Source organism: Roseobacter ponti (assembly GCF_012932215.1).
In the GTDB taxonomy this organism is placed as follows: domain Bacteria; phylum Pseudomonadota; class Alphaproteobacteria; order Rhodobacterales; family Rhodobacteraceae; genus Roseobacter; species Roseobacter ponti.
This window is the reverse complement of sequence record NZ_CP048788.1, coordinates 3,353,930-3,380,428: the sequence shown is the minus strand read 5'-3', so window position 1 is coordinate 3,380,428 and position 26,499 is coordinate 3,353,930. Positions and strand designations below refer to the sequence as shown.

Annotated in this window: 26 protein-coding genes; 14 read left to right on the top strand and 12 right to left on the bottom strand. The window is 61.5% G+C overall.

Annotation, left to right across the window (positions count from 1 at the left end; genetic code table 11):
* Nucleotides 1-4: 4 nt before the first annotated feature.
* The 5 genes from murA (at nt 5) to G3256_RS16115 (ending at nt 4,134) form a co-directional block, all read left to right on the top strand.
* On the top strand, nt 5-1,273 hold the full coding sequence (murA, locus tag G3256_RS16135; RefSeq protein ID WP_169641800.1) for a UDP-N-acetylglucosamine 1-carboxyvinyltransferase: 1,269 nt from the start codon (nt 5-7) through the stop codon (nt 1,271-1,273).
* Nucleotides 1,270-1,737 carry a DUF2948 family protein gene (locus G3256_RS16130; protein ID WP_169641799.1) on the top strand — a complete coding sequence of 156 codons (468 nt, stop codon included), beginning with the start codon at nt 1,270-1,272 and terminating at the stop codon, nt 1,735-1,737. Before murA ends, G3256_RS16130 begins: the two co-directional genes overlap by 4 nt.
* Before the next feature lie 73 nt (nt 1,738-1,810).
* On the top strand, nt 1,811-3,112 hold the full coding sequence (hisD, locus tag G3256_RS16125; RefSeq protein ID WP_169641798.1) for a histidinol dehydrogenase: 1,302 nt from the start codon (nt 1,811-1,813) through the stop codon (nt 3,110-3,112).
* 80 nt (nt 3,113-3,192) lie between these two features.
* Nucleotides 3,193-3,672 carry a UPF0262 family protein gene (locus tag G3256_RS16120; protein ID WP_169641797.1) on the top strand — a complete coding sequence of 160 codons (480 nt, stop codon included), beginning with the start codon at nt 3,193-3,195 and terminating at the stop codon, nt 3,670-3,672.
* Nucleotides 3,673-4,134 (top strand): arsenate-mycothiol transferase ArsC, encoded by a 462-nt coding sequence (locus G3256_RS16115; protein WP_169641796.1) that lies wholly within the window; start codon nt 3,673-3,675, stop codon nt 4,132-4,134.
* Nucleotides 4,135-4,136: 2 nt separating this feature from the next.
* Here the strand turns inward: G3256_RS16115 and G3256_RS16110 are convergent, their stop codons facing one another.
* The gene (locus G3256_RS16110; protein WP_169641795.1) at nt 4,137-5,048 is read right to left on the bottom strand and encodes a sulfotransferase domain-containing protein; all 912 of its coding nucleotides are present in this window, start codon (nt 5,046-5,048) and stop codon (nt 4,137-4,139) included.
* A gap of 146 nt (nt 5,049-5,194) precedes the next feature.
* Between G3256_RS16110 and G3256_RS16105 the strand changes: the two genes are divergently transcribed.
* Both G3256_RS16105 and G3256_RS16100 read left to right on the top strand, forming a co-directional pair.
* Nucleotides 5,195-5,587 (top strand): ketosteroid isomerase-related protein, encoded by a 393-nt coding sequence (locus G3256_RS16105; protein ID WP_169641794.1) that lies wholly within the window; start codon nt 5,195-5,197, stop codon nt 5,585-5,587.
* Between the two features lie 4 nt (nt 5,588-5,591).
* A complete protein-coding gene (locus G3256_RS16100; RefSeq protein ID WP_169641793.1) occupies nt 5,592-6,179 on the top strand; it encodes a GNAT family N-acetyltransferase in 588 nt (195 codons plus the stop codon).
* 22 nt (nt 6,180-6,201) lie between these two features.
* Here G3256_RS16100 and G3256_RS16095 read toward each other — a convergent pair whose 3' ends face one another.
* Together G3256_RS16095 and G3256_RS16090 are read right to left on the bottom strand one after the other, a co-directional pair.
* Complete coding sequence (locus tag G3256_RS16095) at nt 6,202-6,579, bottom strand: hypothetical protein (protein WP_169641792.1); 378 nt, start codon at nt 6,577-6,579, stop codon at nt 6,202-6,204.
* A gap of 93 nt (nt 6,580-6,672) precedes the next feature.
* Nucleotides 6,673-7,764, bottom strand: coding sequence for a porin (locus G3256_RS16090; RefSeq protein WP_169641791.1), 1,092 nt, complete (start codon nt 7,762-7,764; stop codon nt 6,673-6,675).
* A gap of 204 nt (nt 7,765-7,968) precedes the next feature.
* Between G3256_RS16090 and lepA the strand changes: the two genes are divergently transcribed.
* From lepA to G3256_RS16075, 3 genes are all read left to right on the top strand, one after another.
* Entirely contained in the window at nt 7,969-9,768 is a 1,800-nt protein-coding gene (gene lepA, locus G3256_RS16085; protein WP_169641790.1) for a translation elongation factor 4, read from the top strand.
* Between the two features lie 249 nt (nt 9,769-10,017).
* Nucleotides 10,018-10,881, top strand: coding sequence for a DUF443 domain-containing protein (locus tag G3256_RS16080; protein WP_169641789.1), 864 nt, complete (start codon nt 10,018-10,020; stop codon nt 10,879-10,881).
* Between the two features lie 1,335 nt (nt 10,882-12,216).
* Entirely contained in the window at nt 12,217-12,546 is a 330-nt protein-coding gene (locus G3256_RS16075) for a TraR/DksA family transcriptional regulator (protein WP_169641788.1), read from the top strand.
* A 93-nt stretch (nt 12,547-12,639) separates the two neighbouring features.
* On the opposite strand, the gene G3256_RS16070 is transcribed toward G3256_RS16075, so the two are convergent.
* The 9 genes from G3256_RS16070 to G3256_RS16030 all read right to left on the bottom strand — a co-directional run bounded on the left by G3256_RS16070 (nt 12,640) and on the right by G3256_RS16030 (nt 19,702).
* Entirely contained in the window at nt 12,640-12,756 is a 117-nt protein-coding gene (locus G3256_RS16070) for an entericidin A/B family lipoprotein (RefSeq protein WP_169641787.1), read from the bottom strand.
* Between the two features lie 277 nt (nt 12,757-13,033).
* On the bottom strand, nt 13,034-13,150 hold the full coding sequence (locus tag G3256_RS16065; protein WP_169641786.1) for an entericidin A/B family lipoprotein: 117 nt from the start codon (nt 13,148-13,150) through the stop codon (nt 13,034-13,036).
* A gap of 70 nt (nt 13,151-13,220) precedes the next feature.
* Nucleotides 13,221-13,700, bottom strand: coding sequence for a class I SAM-dependent methyltransferase (locus G3256_RS16060; RefSeq protein ID WP_169641785.1), 480 nt, complete (start codon nt 13,698-13,700; stop codon nt 13,221-13,223).
* Nucleotides 13,687-14,457, bottom strand: a complete 771-nt coding sequence (locus G3256_RS16055; RefSeq protein WP_169641784.1) for a polysaccharide deacetylase family protein — start codon at nt 14,455-14,457, stop codon at nt 13,687-13,689. The genes G3256_RS16060 and G3256_RS16055 overlap by 14 nt, the downstream gene beginning before the upstream one ends.
* A complete protein-coding gene (locus G3256_RS16050) occupies nt 14,454-15,593 on the bottom strand; it encodes a glycosyltransferase family protein (protein ID WP_169641783.1) in 1,140 nt (379 codons plus the stop codon). The genes G3256_RS16055 and G3256_RS16050 overlap by 4 nt, the downstream gene beginning before the upstream one ends.
* A complete protein-coding gene (locus G3256_RS16045; RefSeq protein WP_169641782.1) occupies nt 15,590-16,174 on the bottom strand; it encodes a histidine phosphatase family protein in 585 nt (194 codons plus the stop codon). The genes G3256_RS16050 and G3256_RS16045 overlap by 4 nt, the downstream gene beginning before the upstream one ends.
* Nucleotides 16,171-17,244, bottom strand: coding sequence for a glycosyltransferase family 4 protein (locus G3256_RS16040; RefSeq protein WP_246227652.1), 1,074 nt, complete (start codon nt 17,242-17,244; stop codon nt 16,171-16,173). The genes G3256_RS16045 and G3256_RS16040 overlap by 4 nt, the downstream gene beginning before the upstream one ends.
* Nucleotides 17,241-18,488, bottom strand: a complete 1,248-nt coding sequence (locus G3256_RS16035; protein WP_169641781.1) for a glycosyltransferase family 4 protein — start codon at nt 18,486-18,488, stop codon at nt 17,241-17,243. The genes G3256_RS16040 and G3256_RS16035 overlap by 4 nt, the downstream gene beginning before the upstream one ends.
* Nucleotides 18,485-19,702 carry a glycosyltransferase family protein gene (locus tag G3256_RS16030; RefSeq protein ID WP_169642481.1) on the bottom strand — a complete coding sequence of 406 codons (1,218 nt, stop codon included), beginning with the start codon at nt 19,700-19,702 and terminating at the stop codon, nt 18,485-18,487. Before G3256_RS16030 ends, G3256_RS16035 begins: the two co-directional genes overlap by 4 nt.
* A 288-nt stretch (nt 19,703-19,990) precedes the next feature.
* Between G3256_RS16030 and G3256_RS16025 the strand changes: the two genes are divergently transcribed.
* The 4 genes from G3256_RS16025 (at nt 19,991) to G3256_RS16010 (ending at nt 26,494) form a co-directional block, all read left to right on the top strand.
* Entirely contained in the window at nt 19,991-22,360 is a 2,370-nt protein-coding gene (locus G3256_RS16025) for a mechanosensitive ion channel family protein (RefSeq protein ID WP_169641780.1), read from the top strand.
* Between the two features lie 300 nt (nt 22,361-22,660).
* Entirely contained in the window at nt 22,661-23,410 is a 750-nt protein-coding gene (locus G3256_RS16020) for a Tll0287-like domain-containing protein (RefSeq protein ID WP_206040760.1), read from the top strand.
* Entirely contained in the window at nt 23,407-26,109 is a 2,703-nt protein-coding gene (locus tag G3256_RS16015; protein WP_169641779.1) for a response regulator, read from the top strand. The genes G3256_RS16020 and G3256_RS16015 overlap by 4 nt, the downstream gene beginning before the upstream one ends.
* Nucleotides 26,110-26,128: 19 nt before the next feature.
* Nucleotides 26,129-26,494, top strand: coding sequence for a response regulator (locus tag G3256_RS16010; protein ID WP_169641778.1), 366 nt, complete (start codon nt 26,129-26,131; stop codon nt 26,492-26,494).
* Nucleotides 26,495-26,499: the final 5 nt, after the last annotated feature.

Here is a 26,499-nt window from a genome sequence, read left to right as displayed (position 1 = left end):
GCAGATGGATTCAATACTCGTCAGAGGCAACGGCCCGCTCTCCGGTCAGATACCGATCGCGGGGGCGAAAAACGCCTGTCTGACGCTGATGCCGGCCACGCTGCTCACCGAAGAGCCGCTGACGCTGGTTAATGCGCCGCGGCTCAGCGACATCCGCACCATGACCGAACTGCTGCAGTCACTGGGCGCTGAGGTCACCTCGCTGCAGAGCGGACAGGTGCTGGCCATGTCCAGCCACGACATCAGCAACCAGACCGCCGACTATGACATCGTGCGCAAAATGCGCGCCTCGATCCTCGTGCTTGGCCCGATGCTGGCGCGCTGTGGCCACGCGGTGGTCTCGCTGCCGGGGGGGTGCGCCATCGGCGCGCGCCCGGTCGATCTGCATCTCAGGGCGCTGGAGGCCATGGGCGCTGAGCTGGAACTGCGCGACGGTTATGTGCATGCCAGCGCGCCGCGCGGGCTCAGGGGCGGCACCATTGATTTCGATTTCGCCTCCGTGGGTGCGACTGAAAACGCGCTCATGGCGGCAACCCTTGCCAAAGGTACGACAGTCATCAGCAACGCCGCCCGCGAGCCTGAGATCGTTGATCTCGCGACCTGCCTGCGCGCCATGGGCGCCCATATCGACGGCGACGGTACCAGCACCATTACCATCGAAGGTGTGGACCGGCTGGGCGGCGCTACCCATACCGTGGTCACTGACCGAATTGAGCTTGGCACCTATATGCTGGCGCCTGCGATCTGCGGTGGCGAGGTGGAGCTTCTGGGCGGCCGGATCAGCCTTGTTGAGGCGTTTTGCGAAAAACTTGATGCTGCGGGGGTGGATGTGTCTGAAACCGCCGCGGGCCTCACGGTCAAACGCCGCTCCGGCGATATCAAAGCCGTCGACGTGACGACAGAACCTTTTCCCGGTTTCCCTACCGATCTGCAGGCCCAGATGATGGCACTGTTGTGCACGGCACAGGGCACTTCCGTGCTGGAGGAAAAGATTTTTGAGAACCGTTTCATGCACGCGCCCGAACTTATCCGAATGGGGGCCGATATTGAGGTGCACGGCGGCACCGCGACCGTGAAAGGCGTCAAACGCCTTAAGGGCGCGCCGGTCATGGCCACCGACCTGCGCGCCTCCGTGTCGCTCATTCTTGCGGGCCTTGCAGCAGAGGGTGAAACCCGCGTGGCCCGTGTTTATCACCTCGACCGTGGCTATGAGCAGGTCGTCTCCAAACTGTCCGGCGTCGGCGCCGACATCGAGCGGATTTCAGGCTCATGACCGACGCCCGCTTCGAAGACGGCCGTGAGGCACCGCTGAACCTCGGCGCGCTGGATGCCGATGACCTGCAGGTCATTTCCTCGCTCTGTCAGGACGCCGTGTTGCCGGCTGCGGAAATGAAATGGGACCGCAAGGGCAGGCGTTTTGCCCTGCTGCTGAACCGCTTCCGCTGGGAAGAGGGGCCGGCGCGCGCGGTCTCGCCCGAAAGGGTGCAGTCCGTGCTGGCCTTTGACACGGTCACGGCGGTGGCCAGCAACGGTATTGACAGGGGGGATGCCGATACGGTGCTCTCACTGCTCTCGGTGACCTTCGAGCCGACCGGGGCGCCGGCGGGCCACATCCTGCTGACACTTGCGGGAGACGGGGCAATCCGCCTGACCGTCGAAGCGGTCGAGGCGACCTTGAAAGACGTGACAAAACCCTACATGGCGCCATCTAAGAAAACGCCTGACCATCCGGACTGATCTCTGCCCGGGGCCGGAGGTATCGCCCCCGGAAGCTCTGACCACCAGTCCCCTCTTTCATGCCGAGGACCTCATGCCTGTCTTTCTGAACGCAACCGATCCGGATTTTGAAAGCGCATTTACCGCACTCCTGTCGGCCAAACGCGAAGACAGCCCGGACGTCGATGCCACCGTTGCCGGTATCATCGAGGATGTGCGCGCCCGGGGCGATGCCGCCCTCCTTGAGCTCACCGAAAAATTCGACCGCCTGAAACTGACCGCCGCGGCCCTGCGTCTTTCCGCAGAGGACATCCGCACGGCGGCGGCTTCCGTGCCGGAGGCCGAACGGGACGCACTGCGTCTGGCGGCAGATCGCATCCGCGCCTATCACGAGCGCCAGCTGCCTGAAGATGCCGAATGGTCCGACGATACGGGCGCCACCCTTGGCTGGCGCTGGACCCCGGTGGCCGCCGCCGGTCTTTATGTGCCCGGCGGTCTGGCCTCCTATCCTTCCTCGGTGCTGATGAACGCCATCCCTGCGCGCGTCGCGGGCGTGCCGCGACTGGCCATGGTGGTGCCGGCCCCCGACGGGATCCTCAACCCGCTGGTGCTTGCCGCAGCAGAACTCGCCGGCGTCGATGAGATTTACCGCATCGGCGGCGCTCAGGCCATCGCGGCGCTGGCCTACGGGACAGAAACCATCGCCCCGGTGGATAAAATCACCGGACCGGGCAATGCTTTTGTGGCGGCGGCAAAACGCCGGGTTTTTGGCAAGGTGGGCATTGATATGATCGCCGGTCCTTCCGAGATCCTCGTGATCGCGGATGCGGACAATGATCCTGACTGGATCGCGCTGGATCTGCTGAGCCAGGCCGAGCATGACGAAAGCGCGCAGTCGATCCTGATCACCACGGATGCAGCCTTCGGCGAGGCCGTGGCAAAGGCGGTGGAAACCCGCCTGACCACCCTCAGCCGCAGCAAAATCGCCGGGGCCTCCTGGCGTGATTTCGGCGCGGTGATCACCGTGCCCGATCTCGACACGGCAGCGCAGCTTTCGGACCGTATCGCGCCGGAACACCTTGAGCTTTGCGTGGCCGACCCGGATTCGCTGAGCGCAAAGATCACCCACGCAGGCGCCATTTTCCTCGGCCAGTGGACGCCGGAGGCCATCGGCGATTATGTCGGCGGACCCAATCACGTGCTGCCCACCGCGCGCTCTGCGCGCTTCTCCTCGGGGCTCTCCGTGCTTGATTTCATGAAACGCACGACGCTTGCCCGCATGACACCTGCAGCCCTGCGCGCCATCGGCCCTGCGGCAGAAACGCTCGCTGCCACGGAAAGTCTTGAGGCACACGGGCTGTCGGTCACCGCCCGTCTGCGCAAACTCAACGACTGATTTGCCCGCGAGGGCGGTTGCCCCGGTGCGGTGACCTGCGCTAAGCAGTCACGGTTCACAACCCCGCAAAGATCCTTCCCATGTCCCGTATTTCACAGATTAACCTCGACGACTCCGGTCTGCCGCCGCCCACGCCCGAGATAGAGCAGGAGCGCAAAGTGGCCATGTTCGACCTGCTCGAGGAAAACACCTTTGTGCTGCCCGCCCGCGACGGTCGTGAGGTGCCCGCCGGGCCCTATCACGTAGGTCTTGCGATCCGCGAAAAGCGACTGGTCTTTGATGTGAAGACGGAAAGCGCCGAAAAGGCCGCTGAGTTTCATCTGTCGCTCGGGCCCTTCCGGCAGGTCGTGAAGGACTATTTCCAGATCTGCGAGAGCTACTTTGAGGCCGTTAAGAAACTACCCCCCAGCCAGATCGAGACCATCGACATGGCCCGCCGCGGCATCCACAACGAAGGCAGCCGCGTGCTTCAGGAGCGTCTCGAAGGCAAGGCCGAGGTAGATACAGACACCGCCCGCCGCCTTTTCACGCTCATCTGCGTGCTGCATTTCGGGGGCTGAATGGGTCAGGAGCTGCCACAGTCGGTTCTGTTTTGTTGCGATCACAACGCTGTGCGCTCTCCGATGGCCGAGGGCATCATGAAAAAGCTCTATGGCACCGGCACCTATGTGCAGTCCGCCGGCGTCACCAACGACATGGAGATCGACGGCTTTTCCATCGCGGTCTGTCAGGAAATGGACGTGGAGCTTTCCCGCCACCGCTCGCGCAGCTTTGACGAGATGGAGAACTGGGGCGACGATCTGGGCTCTTTCGATCTGGTGATTGCGCTGAGCCCTGCAAGCCAGCGCCGCGCGCTGGAGCTCACGCGGTTTTACCACCTTGAGGTCGAATACTGGCCCATCCTCGACCCCACCGGCCTTGGCGAGACGCGCGAGGCGAAACTCGTCAGCTACCGCCAGGCCCGCGACCAGATCCGCGACCGGCTGATCGGCCGCTTCGGCCCGCCCACCGAAATGATCTGAGCTCAGGACCCGTGCGCGCAGGCGCCGCCGTACTGCAGCCAGTGGCGCAGGCCCGGCTCCGGTACCAGCTCCGCCAGCCGCGCCTCAAAAGCTGCCAGATCCGCCTCACTGAAAACGCCACGCCACTTTTCCGTGCCGCCGCTGTCAAAGAACGCGGTATCGTTTTTCCACAACCCGGTGCCGCCCTGGGGCGCGAAATCCGCCGCACGGCGCTTCATCGAGGTAAACGCCGTCGCCGCCACAACCCGTGCCTGCGCCTCTTCATCCGCATCAATCCCCAGAACGCGCGCCAGCCGTGCCACGGTGCCTGCGTGATCCGCAATCATATCGGCGTAATGCAGCACCGTGACCTGACCGCCAGGACGCGCGGCCACCGTGCGCCGGTAATGCTCCGTCAGCAGTTTCAGCGCATCCGTGTCGACGTCATCAGGCGAGAACGGCGCCTGCAGAAAGTACCGCAGCGCTGCCGGCAACGCCTCTTTCATCGGGTGATCGCTGATCCGCACCATGTTCATCAGATGTTTGCGCAGCGACAGCACCACATCGAGCGGATGCCGGTAAACGGCAACCACATGCACCCCGTCCCAGACCGGAAACCCGTCGCCCGGAGTATGCGTCTTGATCACCCGGCGGCCGGGTCTCGCAGCCAACCGCCCGGGCGCCGCTTCGCTCTCTGCGTCCTCAAAATCCGCGTCAATCCATGGCGATATATGCGTCACAGGCGCGTTCAGATCATGGCCTCCGTTCAGCAGCAGCGCGATGATCGACTGCGTCCAGGTGGTGCCGCACTTCGCGGGCGTGCACACGATGATATCGCCCCGTCGCGGCGCATAAAGCGCCCAGCGGTCCGGATCGGTGATCTTTCCCGAATACCTGTGCTGCGCGGGCCGGATTTCGGATGCGTCTTTGAGCATGTCTTTTCGCCTGTCTTTTGCCGCGGACCATAGGCGGCACCCGGCACCTGCGCCAGCCCCGCGCGGCATTCAGACGAGGCAGGGCAGCATTGACAGCACCGACCGGCCGCCGCATCAAGGGCCCCGCGCAACCCCGGGAGACCCGCATGAGCACTGTCCTGCACCGCTATTTCGATGCCTTTAACGCAAAGGACATTCCCGCCATGCTCGGCTGTCTGACCGATGACGTGGCCCATCACGTCAACGAGGGCGATATCCGTACCGGCAAGGCCGCTTTCGAAGCCTTCTGCGCGCATATGAGCCGCTGTTACGACGAAACGCTGACAGATATGGTCATCTTTACCTCCCCCGATGGCGCGCGCGGGGCGGCGGAATACACCGTCAACGGCACTTATATGGCGACAGATGAAGGTCTGCCGGAAGCGCGTGGCCAGTCTTACCGCCTGCCTGCAGGTTCGTTCTTTGACATCCGGGACGGTAAAATTTCCCGCGTGACGACCCGTTATAATCTTTCCGACTGGACGGCTCAGGTCGCCTGAGCCGGTGGCACCCGATGTCCGCCCTCTGACCGGTGGCGACCTGCGCGCGGCGCTGCCGCAGCTTGCGGATCTGCGCATCGCGGTTTTTCGCGACTGGCCGTATCTTTATGACGGCGATGCGGAATACGAGCAGGCCTATCTGGCACCCTATGCGGACAACCCCGCGGCCTGTGTGATCGGGGCCTTTGACGGGTCCCGGCTGGTGGGGGCGGCCACGGCCCTGCCGCTGGCGGATCACGCGGATGATTTCAGCGCGGCTTTTGCCGGCTCAGGCACGGACCCCGCGGGCCTGTGGTACTGCGCGGAAAGCGTGCTGCAGCCGGACTACCGCGGGCAGGGGATCGGTCACCGCTTCTTTGACCTGCGCGAGGCGCAGGGCAGGGCACTCGGGTTTAACGTGGCCTGTTTCTGCGCTGTCACCCGCCCTCGTGATCATCCTGCGCGCCCGCGGCACGCGCGCAGTCTGCACCCGTTCTGGCGCGCCCGCGGCTATGCGCCTGTGGCGGGTGCTGTGGCGCAGTTCTCATGGAGAGACATCGGAGACACCGAAGAAACCACCAAGCCGCTGCAGTTCTGGATGCGGGATCTCTGACCGGCGCACCACTGTCTCAGGCCTAACCGCAAAGCCGCTCGGCGGTCTCCGAAAACCTGTCCCAGCGCTCCCAGAAGGCCTCGTTCGCCACGCTGTCGGAAATCTTGATCTCGTTGAGCAGTTCCGGCTCTGAAAAAAAGCGCACGCCACGCTGCTGGTCGGCCTGATTGAGGGTCATGTCCGCTGCCGCCTGAACGCAACCGCAGAGCGCGCGCGAGGCGTTGCGCCGGTCATGGATCAGGCAGGCGGTGCCGATCGGCCCGGTGGCAAAGCGCGACACCGTGCCCGTGTCAAAGGAAACAGCCTGCGCCTGTGTGCCGCTGCCGCCGCGCGGGGCAGGGGCGCTGCCGCAGGCGGCAAGCACCACCACTGAACCGAGCAAAACCGCTGTTCTGAGCATACCACTCCCCCCGATACTGACTGCGTTACCGGCACGACTATGGCCCAGAGCCCGGGGGCTTACAATCGCCTGCCCGCGCGACGCCTCGTCGCGTCAGAATTTCCAGCGCGCGCCGATGGCAAAAACGTCAATATCCGCGACGGTTGTGCCCGGAGCGTCAAATTCATGGCGGCGCCAGGCGGCATAAATTTCGAGATCGTAGTCATCCACCTGCTGCACAACCGCCAGCCCGACAGATGCGCTGTCAGAGCCGTCGATGGCATAGTCATTGCCCTCGTAAAGATCGACAGACAGCGCCGTGGTGCCGATGGAAAACCAGTCCTGCTGCCAGCCCAGCTTGGCATAGACATAGTCGTCGTTGCCTTCCTGCTGTGCACCGGCAGAGACCGCAATGCTCAGACCCGTGGGCACATGCAGGGATGCGACAGAGCCGACCATCAGCTCCTCTCCCCCGCTGACCCAGGCATAGCCCAGACGCGCATCCGCACGCAGATCACCGTAATCGCCGGTATAGCGCGCGCCGATGTCGTAATACTCATTGTCGTTGCCTTCGGCGAGTACCTCCTCACCACCCGAGGCGCTGAAGACCAGCCCGTTCCAGGACGGCGTGTCATAGCGAAGCCGGAAACGCCGTGCCCCGTCAAAGGATTTGAACGTATCGCCAATGGCGATCCCCGTCCCGGCACCGCCTGCACCGCGGTACTCAATGCTGCCCGCGAGATCGGAGATGCCCGAATAAGCGATGACCGACGTGCCGGAGAAATCAGCCTCCGCCACACCATCGCTGGCCGTGCCCCCCTGTCCGAGGCTGATCGTGCCGGTATCGGGTGTTCTGTAGATGAATTCAAACTTGCGCAGCTCGCGCCTGCTGAAGTCAAAATCAAGGTCGGTGTCATCAATTGTGACGGCAGAAGAGCCGTTGAGCCCCAGGCCTGTCTCGAAATTGAACCGCAGCGACCGCCCGTCGCCGAAACTGTTCATCCAGTTGAACCCGACCCGCGAATTGGAATTGTCGTTGTCGGTGAAATAGGTCTCGCTGTCGAAGCCGTCATCGGTGCTGAAAACCCCGAAGTTGAGCTGACCGTAGACCTCAAAGGTGCTCTGCGCCTGCGCCGCGGCGGGCAGCGCCAGAGCAGAAGCGGCCAGCGCGGGCAGGGTGAAGCGGGTGACATTTCTGCGGGTCATGGGGTCCTCCTTGTCCCGGGCGCCGGGACCGATGCGGCCAGAATACACCCGCGCGCGCCTCCGGGGAACACAATTAGCGCGGCATTTACGCGGCGGCCGTGCGTGGCATCCTGTCGGGACAGGCGCGGATGCTCCCGGGGCGCGCTGTCATGGCGCAATCTGCCACCTTGACCAACCCTGAAAAGCCCACCATATCCACTTGTCATGACACCGCTTTCACATATCCGCAATTTCTCGATCGTCGCCCATATCGACCACGGGAAATCCACGCTCGCAGACCGGCTGATCCAGTCGACCAACACCGTCTCCGCGCGCGAGATGAAAGAGCAGATGCTCGACAGCATGGACATCGAACGCGAACGCGGCATCACCATCAAAGCACAGACCGTGCGGATCAATTACACGGCTGAGAACGGCGAGGAATACGTCCTCAACCTGATCGACACCCCCGGCCACGTCGATTTCGCCTATGAGGTCAGCCGCTCCATGCGCGCCGTCGAAGGCTCGCTGCTGGTTGTCGACAGCACCCAGGGCGTCGAGGCACAGACCCTCGCCAATGTGTATCACGCCATCGAGGCCGACCATGAGATCGTGCCGGTGCTGAACAAGATCGACCTGCCCGCGTCCGACTGCGACCGCGTGGCCGAACAGATCGAGGACGTTATCGGGATCGACGCCTCCGAGGCGATCCGGGTCTCTGCCAAAACCGGGCAGGGCATCACCGAAACGCTTGAAGCGATCGTGCACAAACTGCCCGCGCCCAAAGGCAACCCCGACGCCCCGCTCAAAGCGATGCTGGTGGACAGCTGGTACGACAGCTACCTCGGCGTCATCGTGCTCGTGCGCATCATGGACGGGCAGCTGAAGAAAAACGACCGCATCCGCTTCATGCAGAACGGCACCGTGCACCATGTGGACCGCATAGGCGTCTTCCGCCCCGCCATGACCGAGATCGACAGCCTGAACCCGGGCGAAATCGGCTTTCTGACCGCCTCGATCAAACAGGTGCGCGACACCCGCGTCGGCGACACCGTCACCCACGAGAAAAACCCCACCGACAAGGCGCTCCCGGGCTTCAAACCCAGCCAGCCGGTGGTTTTCTGTGGCCTCTTCCCTGTGGACAGCGCCGAATTCGAAGACCTGCGCGACGCCATCGAGAAACTGGCCCTGAACGACGCCTCCTTCTCCTACGAAATGGAAACCTCCGCCGCCCTCGGTTTCGGTTTCCGCTGTGGCTTCCTCGGCCTGCTGCACCTCGAAGTCATCCGCGACCGGATCGAGCGTGAATATGACATCGAACTGATCACCACAGCGCCCTCCGTCATCTATCATATCCACATGAAAGACGGCGAGATGATGGAGCTGCACAACCCTGCTGACATGCCCGACCTGACCCTCGTCGATCACCTGCAGGAACCGCGCATCAAAGCCACCATACTGGTGCCCGATGACTATCTCGGTGACGTGCTGAAACTCTGCCAGGACCGTCGCGGCATCCAGCTCGATCTGACCTATGCCGGCAGCCGTGCGATGGTCGTCTATGACCTGCCCCTGAACGAGGTGGTGTTTGACTTCTACGACCGTCTGAAATCGGTGACCAAGGGCTATGCCTCCTTTGACTATCAGATGATCGGCTACCGCGAAGACAAGCTGGTGAAGATGTCGATCCTCGTGAATGACGAGCCCGTCGATGCGCTCTCCACCATGGTCCACCGTGACCGCGCCGAACAGCGCGGCCGCGCGATGGTCGAAAAGCTCAAAGACCTGATCCCCCGCCACATGTTCAAAATCCCGATCCAGGCGGCGATCGGCGGCAAGGTCATCGCGCGTGAAACTTTGTCAGCCATGCGCAAGGACGTGACTGCGAAGTGTTACGGCGGGGACGCCACGCGTAAACGCAAGCTGCTGGATAAGCAGAAGGCGGGTAAGAAGAAGATGCGCCAGTTTGGTAAGGTGGATATACCTCAGGAGGCCTTCATCAGCGCTCTGAAAATGGACGGCTGAAAGCCGACCATTTTTACGCGCTGAGGAAGGCCAGTGGGCGGCAGCGGTTGGCGCAGCCAACCAGCGGGCCCACCCCGGTTGTGTTGGGGCGCTGACTAAAGCTGTTCATGGAGATGTGCGATTGCCAACGAGCGGCTGCCAACTCGTAACCGGTGCATCTGGTCCGCTGCAAAAAAGTTATTAGCGCGCTATCGCATTACAAGGCACATTATCCAAAGTATGTGTCTAATGTTGAAATGGATTGGATAATTGCCTCAAGCGCAAGTTGATAAATTACTCAGTTTTTGGAGGCTGCCTAAAACTGCCTTTGCTTTGCTATCCCTGCTTTCGCTGTCCACTGCACACATCGCAGGATTTGTGCTTGCCGGCCCACATGATTTTGTGTTGTTTGCCGACACTAGAACTTTGTTTTCATTATCAATTCAATTTTCTATTGCATTTGTTATCTCAGTTATTGCCGCCCAATTTTTATCTTGGGCCACGCTTTTTTCAGTTGCGTTTTTTCTCTCGGAACTAGTGCGCTGGTGCTCTTTTCGATTTCGTCGAAAGGTTGTTGTTTTAGGACGACAAACAGTATTTTTCAGAAGATTAATGTTCACCGTTTTCGCATTTTTTGCTTTCAGCGGTCTGTATTACGGCAGTATTTACTTCTTGTTCGCTTCTAAATCTTTCCATGCATTAATTTTGTTTCTGGTTCTTCCATCAATATTTTGGTTTTTACTTTATATTCAGAGTACTCCAACACATGAATTTAGAAACACTCGTCGCGCATTTGGAATTAAATTTGCGATGTTGGTTCTCCCTAAAAGCGACATCAATCTGGTAAGTTATTCATTTTTCGCTACTGTAATCTGGGCTGCCTTGGCTATTAGCTTTCTGCTTGGAACTGAAAAGTTTTTCTCTCGATTAATCAATACGTCTGCTTTCGCGGAAGTTAATGGGAGAACTGATAGGGTCGGTATTATCTCGATTACAACGATGGGCTATATTGGCTTCACTATGCCTCATGGGCAAACTTGTCACTCGGCTGCTAATTTTGAACTTCTACCGTCGTCGAAGGTGGACAGAGTATATTTCGCCCGAGAGTCTGCAGGCGTTGAATACTGTCGATAAGTATAGACATTCGATCGAATGGTGACGTGATGGCGTATAACGCAAATCCTGTGGATTTGCAGCGCCCGAACCGCCCCCACGGGGCGGGCGCTTCTCGCCCACCCCTCGGTTCTGGCGCCCGTGCCACGATGATAGCCCGCCGCCCGCATCTCCGGTCAATTTCCTGCGATACCCGGCGCCACCGCGCCACGCCGCGCCCCCCGGCGAATTTCTTGCGAAATCCGCTTTCGGCGCTTTGAACAGTCCACCGGACTGTTCAATCCGGCTGCGCCGGACCGCGCCTTAACCCCCCGGTCATAAACCCGGGGCTTTTCCCCCATGTCCGCCAAAATCACCGCAAACGGTGCACACCCTGTGCACACTCTGTGCACGCAGGTCATACGCCCCCTTTGCCCCTTTTTTCAGGGCCCGCCAGGTCCACAGTTCTGTCCCGGGGCCCCATGTGCACCCCCCGTTGCGCGCACGCCCCGGTAACCCTTGCCCCGCCGCGCCGGCACCCCGGCACAAAGCCCGCCGGCGCAGGCGCGAACCAGCGCGCGGAACGCGCCGCCACGCCCGCCGCGACCCGGCACCACCCCGCAGCCACAGGTTATAGCGGGCAAAAAACCCGCCGGGAGAATGCGCCTTTCCACAGGCATTCCGCAGCGCGGCAAGTCTGCCGGGGGAAAGGATATTTCCGCCTTATCCCCCGCTTATCCACATAAGAAAACCACATTTAAATCAACAGCTTATCCACAAGAAATTGCGCGAATCCCGTAAATTTCTGTTGCGCGACTCATCGCCGGAGCGCAGTCTGATCTCACCGCAACGGCGTTCACTGAACAAAGGAGCGGACGCAAAGGCCCCTTCGGGCAGAGGCGTCAGGGAACAGGGTCTTCGGGCTCAGGTCCCGGGCGGCAACATCAGGAGGAAGCAGGTCGGATCGTGTGAGCCCGAAAGGGCTGTGGCGAAAGGGCGGCAGGCGCCGGCGCAGGTCGAAACAGGTGGAACCGCAAGGGGACATCCGGGAAGGCAGCACCGGGAGGGTCAGCGCGGGGAGTGGCAGGTCTCAGGACAGGCTGCTTCGGCGAGGGGCGGTAACGCCCGGAGCAATGTGGGCCACAGTTCGCCCTCTGGGGGGATGACGGGTTCAGGAAGGCGTCAGGATGTGCTCACGCACGGATGCGGATTTCGGTCCGATCCCCTGGCGCTTTTCGCACGTCCGGCCGTCTGCGTTCTGTGCTGCTGGTGCGCGGGCCGCCGTTCCCCTCTCCACACCCTCGGTCTGACTGATCCAAATCAAAGCAAATGGTGCTGCGTCCTGCGATACTTCTCCAGAGAAAAGAGGAGGCTGAAGTGGATACAGAGTTAAGAAAATCGACGTTGCTGGTCCGCCGGCGCGAACTGGTTGGTCATCTGCAGGAAGTGGAGCATGCGCTCGACGAAACTCCGACGCGCGATCTGGAGGATTTTTCGACGGAGCGGCAGGGAGATGAGGTGCTGGAAGCGCTGGGTCAGAACGAGCTGCAGCAGGTCCGGCGCATTGATGCCGCTCTCAAGCGCGTCGAAGACGGCTCTTACGGTATCTGTCTGAAATGCGGAGAGGAAATATCGGAGGCGCGGCTTGATGCTGTGCCCGAAACTGCGCTGTGCAGGACCTGTGCGGCACAGATCGACGGCGCATAAAACGAGTGAAACCGGCCCTGAGCGCGCCGGTTTCTGTGGTGTTGAAAAACGCTGCCGGTATGCCCCGCGTGTACCGCGGGGCGCACGGGCAGATCAGATCGCCTGGTCGAGCGCCTCGCCTGCGTTCTGAACGTCGCGGCCCACGCCTTTGGTCGTCTCGCAGGCGGCCAGCGCCAGTACAGCAGTCATAAGAATGGCAAGTCTCAGCATCGTCAGATCCTTCTGATGGGTGTGTCCTGAGACATAGACTAACCGCTTTTGCGGCGAGGTCCAGGCCAAAAATCATTCGGTGTCGCAGGCCAGGCCGGGGCCTCTTTTCTGCCTGCCAGTGCGCTGGCGGTTTCATCAGGGATCCGGCCCCGGGACAGGCAGGAGTGCCCCCCGATCTGGTGGCCACCCATGGCCCGCAATCCATGGTCATCAGTCTTCAGGACAGAAAAAAAGCGGTGATAAACACCGCTTTTTGTCCGTGGAAGAAGGGGTCAGCTTAAACCGCCTCGTCCAGTGCCTGGCCTGCGTTCTGCACGTCACGGCCGACGCCTTTGGTGGTCTCACAGGCAGCAAGTGCGGTGATGACGGCAAAGAGAACTGCGATTCTGGTCATGGTGTTTTCCTTTCGATGTACCCGCGGGATAAACGCCCGCCTGCCGTTCTGGTTCCGTGCAGGGTGTGTTTTATGACGCACGGTAGAAGAGATAGCGTTCCGGATCGATGGTATCGGGCCCGGCAATCTGTTCAATCCCGACGAGGGGCTGCTGACTCACGACCAGCCCGCCCGCCACCATAAGCGGCACGATCAGCGGGGAAAGTTTTGCGCCCTCGGCCACATCACGCGCCTTATCGCCATAGCCGAAATCATAATGCGCCAGCGCCATCATCGCACCTTCTGCTGCGAGGGCGGCAAGCATATCTTCGGCTTCTCCCTGCATAAAATCTTCCACTGGCGGGACGCAGGAAGGATGCGGTTGCAGCACACGGTCGATCACGCGGATGCGGCGCCCGGGCAGATTTTCACGCAGGTGATCATAGGTGCGGCCGTTGCCCAGACCAAGCTCAAGCACATCGCCGGTCAGACCGGTAATCTGTTCTGCCGCCCAGTTCAGCCCGTCAATCTGTGCCGTCAGCCGGCGGCGCATGGAATCAAGTCTGCTCATGGTCGGGCTCCGTCAGTCGGGCGATTGATGCCGGTTCTGCACCGCCGGCCAGCATCTCGTTCAGAAAGGTTTCGGTGAACTGCCAGACATCTTCGGTGTGCACAAGATGGTGGGTCAGCAGGCCGAGCGGTTCGGTGGCATCCTCGGTTCCGGTCCGCCGTGCCCGGAGCCTGTCGACCGCGCCGGCAATAATCGTTTCCGGCATGATGAGCCCGCGCGTGCCGCGCCAGTCGATCGGGTCGACATGAGTGTTGATGCGGAGCAGCCCGGGTGCCGCCATCGGCGTTTGTCTGGCCACAAAGGCTGACAGGCCGCGAAACCCTGAGCTCCTGAGGGCATCGATAAAACTGTTATCAAACCGGTTCCACGGAGGCACGAAAACGCGCAGAAGATGCGGGCCGCACAGGCGCTCCAGTCGCGCGACCGCTTTGGCGATTTCCGCGGCACCGTCAGATCTTGGATGGCCGAACTCGGCTTTTTTATCCCCCTCGGGGGCGTGGTTCTCATGAGCCCAGCCATGTACCAGCGCGATCAGCCCGTCATTGCCGCGCAGGTATGCGCCAAGCGCCGGCTCTGCAAGAGCCGGAATGACGGCAAGGTGCACCGGGACACCGACGCGCGCAGCCATATCGGTCAGCCGGTCAAGGGCCGGCGTCGGGCGGATCGCGTCATCATCCCGCCACCACAACGGCACATCCAGCCCGTCCGCGCGGCACAGCCTGAGTTCGTCCCGTAGAGGCTGCCACAGTGCACTCATGTCATTCCTGCCCGCAGCGCGGCGACAATTTCAACGCTCCGCCGGGCACCACCGGACAGGTCGGTGCGGCGCGCACGCCGTGGTGCACGCTGAACGCGGGCAACAGCCGCCGCCAGGGTCGCGTGGGTAAGATCCGCAGTAAGAATAACCTCAATACCGTCAAGACGGGACAGTGCACGCGCGCGCAGACCCTGCTCTACTTCGCCACCCTCATCGAAGGGGATAAAAACTGCAGGTGTTCCGGCCTGCAGTATATCGAGCGCCGTATTGTACCCGCACATCGATACAGAGACCGCCACGTGCCGCAGCATCTGCCGGAAGTCCGGTCGCGCCGGTTCGGCAATGGCATTGGCAGGCGCCCGTTCGGCCAGCCGGGCCACGCGTTGCTCTGCGTCTTTGCCGCCTGCAAGAAGCCGCCATGTCCGGTCCGGCGTAAGGGCGGCGGCACCAAGTGCGGCTTCATAGACCGGATCCCCCACGGACCCACCGCCCGCGCTGACAAGGATCTCGCCCGCCCCGGCGCGATCGGGATGCGGGCCTGCGTCATCTGCCGCCACATAGCCGGTGTAATGCAGAAACGGCCGCAAAGTCCCGCTTACCGGCCAGCTCATCTCCAGCGGTGTGATTTCAGGGTCGGCATGCACGAGGACCGCGTTGTAAAACTGAGCGGTTATGTCATCGGCCATAGCGGCCTTTGCAGGTTTTGACGGTGGTGCGAGGATATCGCGGACCGAACTGCAGATCAGTGGCTTGGGTGTCATCGCATGCGCGGCTTTAAGCAGGGCGGTGAACTCTGCGCGCAGCACGCGCCTGCCGAACGGAAAAAGTTCGGTAATCAGCACGTCGGGCCGGATCTGATCAAGACGGCTCAGCATCACCCGGATCCGGTCGTCAAAGACCTTCGGGCCCGCGACATCACCGTGACGGTCCAAAAGACGCGTGAAGTTCACCCCGTCCGAGCGCAGCGGCTCGAGTTCAGTGACGTCACCTGTCTCTTTCAGAAGGTGGGGCACATGCTGCCCGCCGCTCACAAGGTGCACGCTGTGACCCGATGCTCGGAAGGCGCGGGTGAGTGTCAGCGCCCGCGCAAGATGACCCGATCCGAGCAGATGCGTAACGACGATCATGACCTTCACGGGCGACACTCCGTCAGACGCACCGGCTCTGGCTCCAGCGTCCATGCACCGGGGCCGGTTTCCAGCACGAACAGCCGGTTGCGTTTAATGCGAAAGGGGGCGGGGCCGTCAAAGTTCCAGCCGGTCGCGCGCGCCATCAGCATCCGCATCACGCCGATATGGCATACCGCGACGCTGTCGGCGCGCAGCGCGCTGACCCAGGGCAGCAACCGGGCCAGCACCTCTGCGGGGCTTTCGCCACCGGGCGGGCGATACGCCCAGCCCCATTGATCTGTGTCTCGGAAACCTGACGCGGGATCGGCGCGCAGGTCAGCCCCGCGTAACCCTTCCCAGGCCCCCCAGTTCATTTCCGTAAGTGCATCGTCCGTCCGTGGCCTGCGCCCCGATATAAGCTCGGCAGTACGTGTCGCGCGCACCAGCGGGCTGGACCACAGCTCAGCCTGCGCCCAGGGCCCGGGCAGCCGCAGATGCGCAAGCGCGGCTTCTGCTTCCGTGTCGAGCGGAATATCACTGCGGCCCTGGATGCGCCCTGCGCGGTTCCAGGCGGTATGGCCATGGCGAATGAGTGCAAGGCGCGTCATGTCATCACCCCGTTCAATGTATCTGCGAGCGTGTCCGCGGCCGACCCGATCAGATGCCGCGCTTTGATGTGGGCGCGTGCGCTCTGACCGGCTTTCTGCCGCGCCCCGTTATCGTTCAGAAGCCGTTCCACGAGCTCCGCGAGCGGAGCAGCACCCGCTTCAGGGGCCGGGTAGGCGCCCGGGGCCAGAACGTCGCGCACGCCGGGGCGGTCCTGTGCCACGACGGGCAGGCCGGCAGCCTGAGCTTCGAGATAGGCCATGCCAAACGCTTCGTTGACCCCGGGCCAGAGCAGCAAAGACGCCTCCTGCATCAGCGCCTGTGTCTTTTCGGGCGTCAGCGCGCCGTGCAGTCTGACCCTGTTGCCAAAGGGTGCCATCAGCGTCCCTACATCCGCCCGCGCCGGCCCGTCACCGGCGATATCGAGCCGCCAGTCCTTCCGTCGCAGCTCTCCCAGAGTTTGCGCAATGATGCGATAGGACGCCAGCTTGTCGCCCTGGCGCATCATGCCGACGCTCAGCATTCCGCCCGTGCCTGACGTTTCGGGCGGCAGTGCATCGCGCGCCAGAAACGGGCGCAGATGCACCAGCTGCTGTGCCGGCGGGCGCAGGTCAGCGAGAGTTATGGCGTCATGTTCCGTCAGATAAAAAATCACCACAGCCGTATCCGAGGCATCCTCTGCCGCGCGTGCGAAAGCCGACCAGGACCCGGTCAGCCGGCTGCGCGCCCTTGTGGCCTCAATGAGAAGATAGGGGATGCCAAGTGCCCTGCTCACGGCCGGCCCTATGAGATCGGGTGCTTTGTAGTAATTGTGATAGGTGATCCAGGCCCGCCATGTCTGCGCCTGATCTGACGCGGTGAGGCGCGTGATTTCATCCCGTGCCTCTGCGAACAGCCGTTGCTGAGCGGCCGCGTTGCCCGACGGCTCACGACTGCGCAGAGCGGAGACCACCGCAGGTCTGTATCCGGCAACTTCAAGCGCGCTCAGAATGCCGCGCGCCATGGCTCTGTCACCCGAAGGCACCGGGTGTCCGGGGGCTTTCATCGGGGCGTAAAAGGCCAGATCCGTCATCGGGACTTTGCCATCATCGCGTTCAGCCGCCGGGCGAGCCGGTCTATGCCGGGCTGCATCCGGAAGGCAGCGTTAAGTCTGTCGTATGCCGCCTCTGCCAGGGCCGGCCCGCGCGACGGATCATCCGCAAAAGCCGTGATCTCACGCGCGATGCTGTCGGGCGCGTCATCGGTGAGGACCCCGTGCACCCCTGTCTCGATAAACTCCGGGATCGCCGACACAGGCGTGGAAAGCACCGGCAGCTTCTGGCTCGCCGCTTCCATCAGCACGTTGGGCAGGCCGTCGCGGTCGCCGTCTCTTGCCACGCGGCTGGGCAGCACAAAAAGGTCAGCCCCGCGCATAGCAGCAATGACCGCCGGCTGATCCTGCGCACCCTGCCAGCTGATCCGTCCGGACAGGCCGGCCTTTCCGGCGCGCGCGGCCAGGTCGTCTTTGAGAGTGCCGCCGCCGATATGCGTCCAGTGCCAGTCGAGGCCGTCAGGCAGCAGCGCCAGCGCGCTGATCAGCCGGTCAAAGCCCTTCTTTTCCACAAGGCGTCCCACTGACAGCAGCTTCAGCGGCGCTCCGGGTGCGCGCGGGGCGCGGTCGGGCGGATCGGGAAAGCGCGACAGATCAAGCCCGTGATAGACCAGATCCACCCGGTCCGGTGTGTCGGCAAGGGCGCGCAGATGCTCCGCCCCGATGCTGGTGCAGGTCGCGCCAAAGGCTGCGCCAAAGCTGCTGGCGCTCAGTTTCTCGCGCAGTTCCCAGTCGGGCGTGGTCCAGATGTCTTTGGCATGCGCCGAAAAGGACCACGGCAACCCGCGCAGGATTGCCGTATACCGCGCCACAGATGACGGGGTGTGCAGGAAATGGGCGTACAGGCCTTGGGTTTCCGCCGGCAGTTCGCGGGCCAGTACGCAGGCCTGGCCAAAGCGGCGGGCGCGGTTGGGGCTGCGGTCGCGTGCATAGTCGGCGCGAAAGGCCCGCCAGGCCGCTGCAAAACCCGGCAGGCGCATCGCGCAGACCGCAGCACGCAGCACGCGGACAGGATCGTCGCGCAGATATTCCGGCAGATAATGTACCGGTGCCTGAAGCCTGTCGTGAAGCGGATGTGTGCGGGTGTCGGTGGGATGGCGCAGCGACCAGATCTCAAACGGTGTTCCGCTGTCTTCCAGAGCAACAAGCTCCTGCGCAATGAATGTCTCCGAGAGCCGCGGCCACCCTTTGACCACGACCGCCAGTCGCGGGCGGGGTGATGTCATGTGCCGGAAACCAGCGCTTCTGCCCGCCGGACCACCACGTCCAGCCCGTCGAGAAGACCGTCGGCACCTGCCTCTGAAGGGCGCGCCTGTGACGGCAGTCCCCGGATCGCAGCGATCATCGCTTCGGGCGTCATGCCATCGCGGCTTTCGTCGAGCATACGCACAAGGCCCAGCTCTTCCGCCCGTGACGCCCTGATCCACTGTTCCAGCCGGGGCACGGTGCGCGGGACAATCACCGCCCTCTGGTCAAAAGAGAGCACTTCGCAAAAAGTGTTGTACCCGCCCATACAGACCACCCCCTGCGCCCCTGCAAAAAGCGCCTCAATGCGCGCGTCAAAACCCACAGCCGTCACGCGGCCGTTCAGCTTCTCCACCCGGTCGTCAAAAGCTTCGCGCACCTCGCCGGACAGAAACGGGCCGTAAACCAGCATGGCTCTGGGGCTGAGTTCCGGATCTGCCTCATAGGCCGCTATGACCTGATCGACCATCGTGCGGCCGTCCCCGCCGCCGCCCGGTGTGATCAGCACATAAGGCTCTTCCGGGATATCTGCCTCGTCGGTCACTTCGCGCCGCAGATAGCCGGTCCAGTGAATGCGTTCACGCGCAGCATCCGAAAGCGGCAGGCCTTCGGTCGGGTCGTAGAACGTTCGTGGGCCGTACACCCAGATCTCATCATAAAATCGCTCGGTTGCCTCGACAGCGCCCTTGCGCTTCCATTCAGCCCGCAGCACCGTCGCCTCATCCAGCACGTCGCGCAGGCCCAGCACACAGCGCGTCGTGCCGCGCCTTTCAAGCCATTCCAGTGTCGGCAGAAGCTCGCCGCGAAACCCGGTCGGTTCCTTATCGACGATCAGCAGATCGGGATCATACTGCTCAATAGCTGTCTGAATAAGCCCGGAGCGCAGCGCCGTTGTGTCGTCGATATCAAGCCCGAGCGTCTGGCTGATATAGCTGCCGTCCGGCAGTTTGGAGACACCGGGCAGCCGCACGTGATCGACCTTTTCCGGGAAAGTGAACCGTCCCGCAATCGGCGAGCCGGTGAGAATGATGGCTGATGTGCCCGGATGTGATGCTGTCAGCGCAGAGGCCAGCGCCCGCGAGCGGCGCAGATGCCCCAGTCCGAAAGTGTCGTGGCTGTAAAACATGACCCGGCGCGGACGCTCTGCGCCGGTCCCTTTGCTGTTCTGACCGGCCCCGGCGCTGTGATGCTGCATGTTCATACCGATGCCCTGACCGCCCCGGTGCCCGCAAACGAAAACGGACGCGCACAGTGCTCCGGCGGTGTGGCATCAGCGGCGTTGAAAGGGTTGGCAGGGCACATGGGCCGGTCCTCGGGGCGTGTCAGAGCGGCTTTCCCGCAGTCTTGCTTCCCGTACTGGCATAATTTGCGCGCGGGTGCAAAACCCGACTGCCCGCAAAAACCTGATCTGATGTCTGATTGCAATGCATTCTGCGCTCGCCTACCGTCCCGGGACGGCAATCTGGGGCGGGGACTTCCGTTTATGCGTTTTTTATCTGCGGTTTTTGTCCTCTGGGTGGGGCTGCTGGCCGCTTTTGCTGCGTCACCCGCAGACGCTCAGGGTCTGGGGTCCCTCTTTTCCGGCGGCACCGGCTCCGGCGAGGAAGAGAGCGCGCCATCCAACCCGGTCGCCGAGATCATGAAGGAAGCCGGCGCCAACGGTGTCAGCGTTGTTGTCATCAACAGTGACGGACAGATGGCCGGCACCGGGGATGCGCTTACCGAAGCCGGGCAGGCGATGAGCGCGGAAGGCTCCGGTCTGATGAAGGCTCAGGACGCGGTGGTGAAATTCCGTTCGGCCCTTGTGGAGCGGATCCTGGATCTCCCGGCGGCCTTTAACGAAGTCATTTATATCCTGCGCGCCACCAGCCCGACCGGCGAGATATGGGCCTTTTTCAAGGTAATCTATCTGTCGCTGGGTCTTTTTGCGGTTGGCTATCTTGTCGAACGCTACATCTACGGACCGCATATCGCACGCCGCTGGGTGGTCGCCCGCCTGCGGGATAACCCGAGGGGTTATGCGGAAAAGATGCCGTGGCTGGTTTTTCGGTTTTTTATGGGCGTCGTGGGCATCCTCGTCTCAATGGCGGTTGCCTATGTGCTGGGGGGGGCAATCTTCGGACCGATCAAAGACCCGGCCATTCAGTTTACCGCCAGTGTCGTGAATGCGGCTTATTTTCTGAGCCGCTTCGTTGCAGCACTCTGGCGGATGATCCTGTCGCCTTATATGGCGCAATACCGTATTCCGGCGTTCAGCACCCGTGATGCGCGTCGCCTGCACCATTGGCTCTGTACGCTCGCCACCTTTGACGTCTGCGCCATCCTTTTTGGCGTCTGGATCGGTGAACTGGGCCTAAATTACGACGTCTATGCTTTCCTATCGTCGCTTCTGTCGGCCGGTGTGGTGCTGCTCAATATCCTGATGGTACTGGTCAACCGCAAAGCTATCACGAATGCGATCGTAAACGGCCGCGCGAAACCGGAACAGACCTGGACCGTCCGGGCGCTCAGCGCGGCCTGGGCCCCTGTGGTCATTGCCTATGTAATTTTTGCATGGGTCGAGCTGACCTATGATCTTGTGCTGGGGCAGGCTTCCAGCGTGCCGCTGATCGGCGGTGCCTATCTGATCCTGCTGTCGATCATCGTGGTCTACGGCGTAATTAATTTCTTCATCGAGCGCAGTTTTGAGCGCGCCCGTGCACTGCGTGCGCTCAATGGCCCCGACGAGGATGAAGACCGGTCCGGGGATCCCGGCAGCGGACAGGCGGCCCGAAACGAGGCAATCCGACCGCATTACAAAATGGCCACCTTCGAAGAGCTCGCACGGCGGGTGGCGGGCATTCTCGCCTTTGTCGCGGGCACCTATGCCTTTTTCTGGATCTGGGACAACAACAGCGCGCAGATGGTCGAAACCGTGGCCACCCAGCTTCTCGATATTATGGTCATCATTTTTCTGGGCTACATCGTGTATCACGCCTTCCGCATCTGGATTGACCGCAAGATCAGCGAAGAACAGGGCGACATGGCCGAAGGTGAACTGGGCGACGAAGGCGGCGGCACCAGCGCCAGCCGGCTTGCCACCCTACTGCCGCTCTTTCGCAATTTCATCCTGATCGTGGTCATGGTGACGATCGTTCTGATCATTCTGCTGGAACTTGGCGTGAACGTGGGCCCGCTCTTTGCCGGCGCCGGGGTCATCGGTGTCGCCGTCGGCTTTGGCAGCCAGGCGCTGGTACGGGATATTTTTTCCGGTGGTTTTTTCCTGTTTGACGATGCCTTTCGCAAAGGTGAATACCTCGACATTGGCGGGGTCAAAGGAACGGTGGAGAAAATCTCGGTGCGGTCGTTTCAGCTGCGCCACCACCTCGGGGCGCTGCACACCATCCCCTTTGGCGAAATTCAGGTGATGACGAATTATTCGCGCGACTGGGTGATCATGAAACTGCCCCTGCGCGTGACCTATGACACCGATGTGGAAAAGGTCCGCAAGCTGATCAAAAAGCTTGGTGTGGAGCTGCTCGACGATCCGGTGATCGGCGACAATTTCATTCAGCCGCTGAAATCGCAGGGCGTGATCGAAATGCAGGATTCCGCGATGATCATCCGGGTGAAGTTCATGACAAAACCGGGCGACCAGTGGCTCGTGCGCAAGAAGGTCTATGAAGAAATCCGGGCGCTCTTTGAGCAGGAGGGCATTCATTTTGCCCATAAAGAAGTCACGGTCCGTCTGGCGGACGGTAAGGTCAGTGACCTGTCCGAGGAAGACCGCAAAGCCATCACAGCTGCGGCACAGGCGTCGATCGAAGACGATCTGATGGATGGCGAAGAGCCCGCGGGCGGGGACGACCGGTAAGACCCGGCGCCCTGAGCCCGCCAGACCTTGGGGTCAGATCATCGCAGAAGTGCTGCTGCGCTGTCTCGCAGCCCGGGGCAGAGCGCATCTGACAACTTCCCGCTGCGGTCGTTTGACTGCGCCGCGCGGCAGGGTTCCTGATGCCCGGGCGCATACGGCAGCCCGCCTTTCGTGCACCTGTGGCCGGTGTCTTAATGCAGGCGCCTGAAATTACAGACCCGGAAAAGAAATGCCTTACGCAGGGTCACAAATTCGCTAAGCTCGTTAACAATTACAAAGCGCATTTCGGAGGCAAGGCATTTGAGACATTTAAAATTCGTGATTGCACTGGGGCTGGCACTGCAAACGACGGCGGCACCGGATCTGGTCCGGGCTGACACATCATACGATGTTGAGATGGGCAACCGGCTGGCGTCGGTCCTGCGGGCCGGACGCAGCGTGGTGTCAAACAATCAGGCGCTGATCAATGACCCGGATGTGGCCGACAAAGGCCTGAACGGCGAGGCCTTTTACGCGATGGTCGTCGAGAGCTATCTGGAGAAATACGGCCAGCATCCTCTGAGCGATGATCTTGAGCCGGAACAACGCGCTCTGACGGAAACACAGCTTAACGCCATGGTCGGCGTGATCAATGAAAACCAGGACATTATCAATGCCGACGGTCTCGCGTTCAAAGGGTTTATCCCGGCGGTTTTCGCCCGCCTTGTGAACGAGAAATTCGGGGACGAAATGGGCACCCGGGCGGCGGTGAAAGTGACCGCCCCGAAAGAACTGGTGCGCAACCGCAAAGCGCGTCCGGATGACTGGGAAAATCAGGTGATTAACGACAGGTTCCGCGATGCGGACTGGGCTGTTGGCGAAGCGTTCTATGAGACGACAACAGTGGGTGGCAAAGAAGCTTTCCGGATGCTGATCCCTGAGTATTACTCTGAATCCTGTCTTGCCTGTCACGGCTCTCCGGCGGGTGAGACCGATGTCACAGGCTTTCCCAAAGAAGGGGGCGAGCTTGGTGAGCTTGCAGGCGCGATCAGTATTACGCTTTATAAATGACAACGGCTGAGCAGAGCGACGCCAGAGCCGGCTGGTTTGCGGAAAACACCATTCCTGTCAGGTTCGGTGCTCTGTCGGGCGTGCTGCTGGCTGCTCTGATCCTCAGCACCGGCGTGATGGCCTATGACCTGATCCGCAATCAGGAACGTATATCCGATGCTAACGAGGGCTTTCACAGACTTGAAATTGCGAGTCTCGCTGACCGGCATTTCGGTGAAATGCGCTACTGGATGACCGATCTCGCCGTAAGCCAGCTGACCCTGTCTGAGCGCCGCGCCGATGAGGCACGCGAAAACCTCGAACTCAACCTTGATGAACTGGCGAAATTTGCTCCCGAAGCAGCAGTCACCGTCAGAAGTCAGACGGATGCGTATTACGATACTTCGCTGACCGCGGCGGATGCCTATACAGATGGCAACCGGGTGCTCGGCAATACACTTCTGGCCCAGGCAAGGGTGGCCAGCGACACCGTGGACGCGACCTTCAAACAACTCGTTGGTGATCTCTCCCAGCGGGCCGATGAGACCAGCAAAGACGCAACCGCTGCCGCGAAAACAGCACTCTACCGGGCAATCATTGCCTGTATCGTAATCGTGATCGCCGGCGCTTTTCTGACCTGGCGGGCACTGCGATCCATCCTTGTCCCGATGCGCGGGATCAGCAGCGCAATCACCGGCCTGATCAGCGGCAATCGCGACGTTGAACTGCCGCCTGAGGGCCGGGACGAGCTTGGCCGTATGTCGCAGGCGCTGCGTGCGTTGCGCGACAGCCAGGACCGCAGACGCGTGCTCGAAGACGAAGCCCGCGCACAGCGCAACACCATCCTCACCGCAATCGAAACCATCCCCGACGGGTTCGCCCTCTTTGACAACGAAGACAGGTTGCTGCTTTTCAACGAGCGCTTCCGGTCGGTTTTTGACCATGTGAAGGACATCATCGAGACCGGAACCGGCTTTGAGGACATTCTCAGAACTCAGATCGACCGCGGTACTGTCGACCTGCAGGACATGCCCGCCGAAGACTGGATTGCGCATCAGGTCGCGCGGCACAAAAGCCCGCCCGACAGCCGCCAGGAAGTCCGGATGGGCGGGGCCTGGATCCAGATCGCCAAACGCAGGACACCCGATGGCGGCACGGTGGCGGTCTATAGTGATATCACAGACCTCAAGCAGAAACAGGCGCAGCTTGAGGAGGCCAACGCCCAGGCGCTTGCAGCCAGCTCGGCGAAAAGCCAGTTCCTCGCATCAATGAGCCATGAACTGCGCACGCCTCTGAATGCAATCATCGGCTACAGCGAAATGCTGTCTGAGGATGCTCAGGACATGGGCTTTGATACTGCCACTGAAGACCTTGAAAAGATCATGGCATCGGGCCGTCATCTGCTGTCGCTGATCAACGATGTGCTTGATCTGTCAAAGATCGAAGCGGGCAAGATGGAAGTCTATGTCGAGAGCTTTGATCTGGCACCACTGCTGGATGAAGTCGTCGCCACCGTGGCGCCGCTTGTGTCGAAAAACGGCAATGAGCTGGTGCTCAGCACGAACTTCAGCAACGGGCAGATCGAAACCGATAAGACCAAGCTGCGGCAGAACCTCTTCAACCTGCTTTCGAACGCGGCAAAGTTCACTGAAAACGGTAAAATCACGCTGGATGTGAGCGGCCGGCACAGCGACGGCAAAGATTATTTCAGCTTCTCGGTGACAGATGAAGGGATCGGTATGACGCCCGAGCAGAGCGACAGGCTATTTCAGGCGTTTGTTCAGGCGGATCAGTCGACCACCCGCAATTTCGGCGGCACCGGGCTGGGTCTGGCGATCGCCCAGCAGTTCACCCGGATGATGGGTGGCCGGATCTCCGTGCAGAGCGAGGAGGGTGTGGGATCGGTCTTCAGCTTTGAGATCCCGGCGATCTTCGAGGCTGTCGGGGAGCCTGGCGCAGACGAGACTGCGGCTGACCGTAAAACGTCGCAGGGCTCGATCCTGATCGTCGACGATGAAGATACCGCGCGGTCTGCCGCAGCTGAAATCGTGCGCGCCGAAGGGTATCACGTGCTCATGGCCGGCACGGCCGAAGAGGGGCTGCGCATTGCGCGCGAACAGCAACCCGATGCGGTGGTGCTGGACGTGATCATGCCCGAGCGCGATGGCTGGTCCATGCTGAAGGAAATGAAATCCGATCCGGTGCTTTGCGAAATGCCGGTGATCCTGGCAACCATCGTGGCGGACCGTGAGATGGGGCTCGCCTTTGGCGCGGTTGAGCACCTGACCAAACCGGTAGAGCCGTCCAGGCTGATTGCCACGCTTGATGCCATCGCCGACGGGCGTGAAAAAGACGTGCTGATCGTCGATGACGACGTCGCCACCCGCAACCTCTTCCGCCGGATCCTGACCCGCGAAGGATGGAACGTGCGTGAAGCCTCCGACGGCAAGCGCGCGCTGGCGCAGCTGGAAACCCGCCGCCCGACGCTGATGGTGCTGGACATTATGATGCCCAACGTGGACGGTTTCGACGTCCTGAAATCAATCCGGGCAAATGAAACCCTTGCCGATCTGCCGGTCATCGTGGCCACGTCAAAAGACCTGACGCGAGACGAGATGTCCTGGCTCAAGGAAAATGCCGGCGAGGTCATCCGCAAAGGCGATACCGGCCGCAGTGATTTACTTGCGGCGCTGAAGCGTCATCTGGATCACAGATCCTGAACAGAAAAGAGCGTATCTAATGGCCGTGATCCTGATTGTTGAAGACAATGATATGAACCTCGACATGCTGTCGCGGCGCCTGAAGCGGAAGGGCTATGACATCCTTGATGCCAGAGACGGGCAGGCGGGGGTGGACCGCGCGTTTGAAGATAAACCCGATCTGATCCTTATGGATATGAGCCTGCCGGTCCTTGACGGCTGGCAGGCCACGCGGATGATCAAATCAAACCCCGAAACGGCCGGCATCCCGGTGGTGGCGCTCACCGCGCATGCTATGGCAAGCGACCGCGAAAAGGCGATGGATGCCGGATGCGACGCCTTTTACACCAAGCCGATCGAGCTTCCCGGTCTGCTTGATATCATCTTAGATCTTCTGTCCCGGTAGCATGA

Excerpts from the sequence above, each read along its gene's own strand:
- lepA (WP_169641790.1), top strand. The coding sequence starts at position 7,969 with ATGACACCGCTTTCACATATCCGCAATTTCTCGATCGTCGCCCATATC.
- G3256_RS16010 (WP_169641778.1), top strand. The coding sequence starts at position 26,129 with ATGGCCGTGATCCTGATTGTTGAAGACAATGATATGAACCTCGACATG.
- G3256_RS16035 (WP_169641781.1), bottom strand. The coding sequence starts at position 18,488 with ATGACATCACCCCGCCCGCGACTGGCGGTCGTGGTCAAAGGGTGGCCG.
- G3256_RS16065 (WP_169641786.1), bottom strand. The coding sequence starts at position 13,150 with ATGACCAGAATCGCAGTTCTCTTTGCCGTCATCACCGCACTTGCTGCC.
- murA (WP_169641800.1), top strand. The coding sequence starts at position 5 with ATGGATTCAATACTCGTCAGAGGCAACGGCCCGCTCTCCGGTCAGATA.
- G3256_RS16060 (WP_169641785.1), bottom strand. The coding sequence starts at position 13,700 with ATGAGCAGACTTGATTCCATGCGCCGCCGGCTGACGGCACAGATTGAC.
- G3256_RS16095 (WP_169641792.1), bottom strand. The coding sequence starts at position 6,579 with ATGCTCAGAACAGCGGTTTTGCTCGGTTCAGTGGTGGTGCTTGCCGCC.
- G3256_RS16110 (WP_169641795.1), bottom strand. The coding sequence starts at position 5,048 with ATGCTCAAAGACGCATCCGAAATCCGGCCCGCGCAGCACAGGTATTCG.
- G3256_RS16090 (WP_169641791.1), bottom strand. The coding sequence starts at position 7,764 with ATGACCCGCAGAAATGTCACCCGCTTCACCCTGCCCGCGCTGGCCGCT.
- G3256_RS16045 (WP_169641782.1), bottom strand. The coding sequence starts at position 16,174 with ATGACGCGCCTTGCACTCATTCGCCATGGCCATACCGCCTGGAACCGC.
- G3256_RS16040 (WP_246227652.1), bottom strand. The coding sequence starts at position 17,244 with ATGACGGATCTGGCCTTTTACGCCCCGATGAAAGCCCCCGGACACCCG.
- G3256_RS16030 (WP_169642481.1), bottom strand. The coding sequence starts at position 19,702 with ATGCAGCATCACAGCGCCGGGGCCGGTCAGAACAGCAAAGGGACCGGC.
- G3256_RS16115 (WP_169641796.1), top strand. The coding sequence starts at position 3,673 with ATGGGTCAGGAGCTGCCACAGTCGGTTCTGTTTTGTTGCGATCACAAC.
- G3256_RS16055 (WP_169641784.1), bottom strand. The coding sequence starts at position 14,457 with ATGAGTGCACTGTGGCAGCCTCTACGGGACGAACTCAGGCTGTGCCGC.
- G3256_RS16070 (WP_169641787.1), bottom strand. The coding sequence starts at position 12,756 with ATGCTGAGACTTGCCATTCTTATGACTGCTGTACTGGCGCTGGCCGCC.
- G3256_RS16025 (WP_169641780.1), top strand. The coding sequence starts at position 19,991 with ATGCGTTTTTTATCTGCGGTTTTTGTCCTCTGGGTGGGGCTGCTGGCC.
- G3256_RS16015 (WP_169641779.1), top strand. The coding sequence starts at position 23,407 with ATGACAACGGCTGAGCAGAGCGACGCCAGAGCCGGCTGGTTTGCGGAA.
- G3256_RS16120 (WP_169641797.1), top strand. The coding sequence starts at position 3,193 with ATGTCCCGTATTTCACAGATTAACCTCGACGACTCCGGTCTGCCGCCG.
- G3256_RS16105 (WP_169641794.1), top strand. The coding sequence starts at position 5,195 with ATGAGCACTGTCCTGCACCGCTATTTCGATGCCTTTAACGCAAAGGAC.
- hisD (WP_169641798.1), top strand. The coding sequence starts at position 1,811 with ATGCCTGTCTTTCTGAACGCAACCGATCCGGATTTTGAAAGCGCATTT.
- G3256_RS16130 (WP_169641799.1), top strand. The coding sequence starts at position 1,270 with ATGACCGACGCCCGCTTCGAAGACGGCCGTGAGGCACCGCTGAACCTC.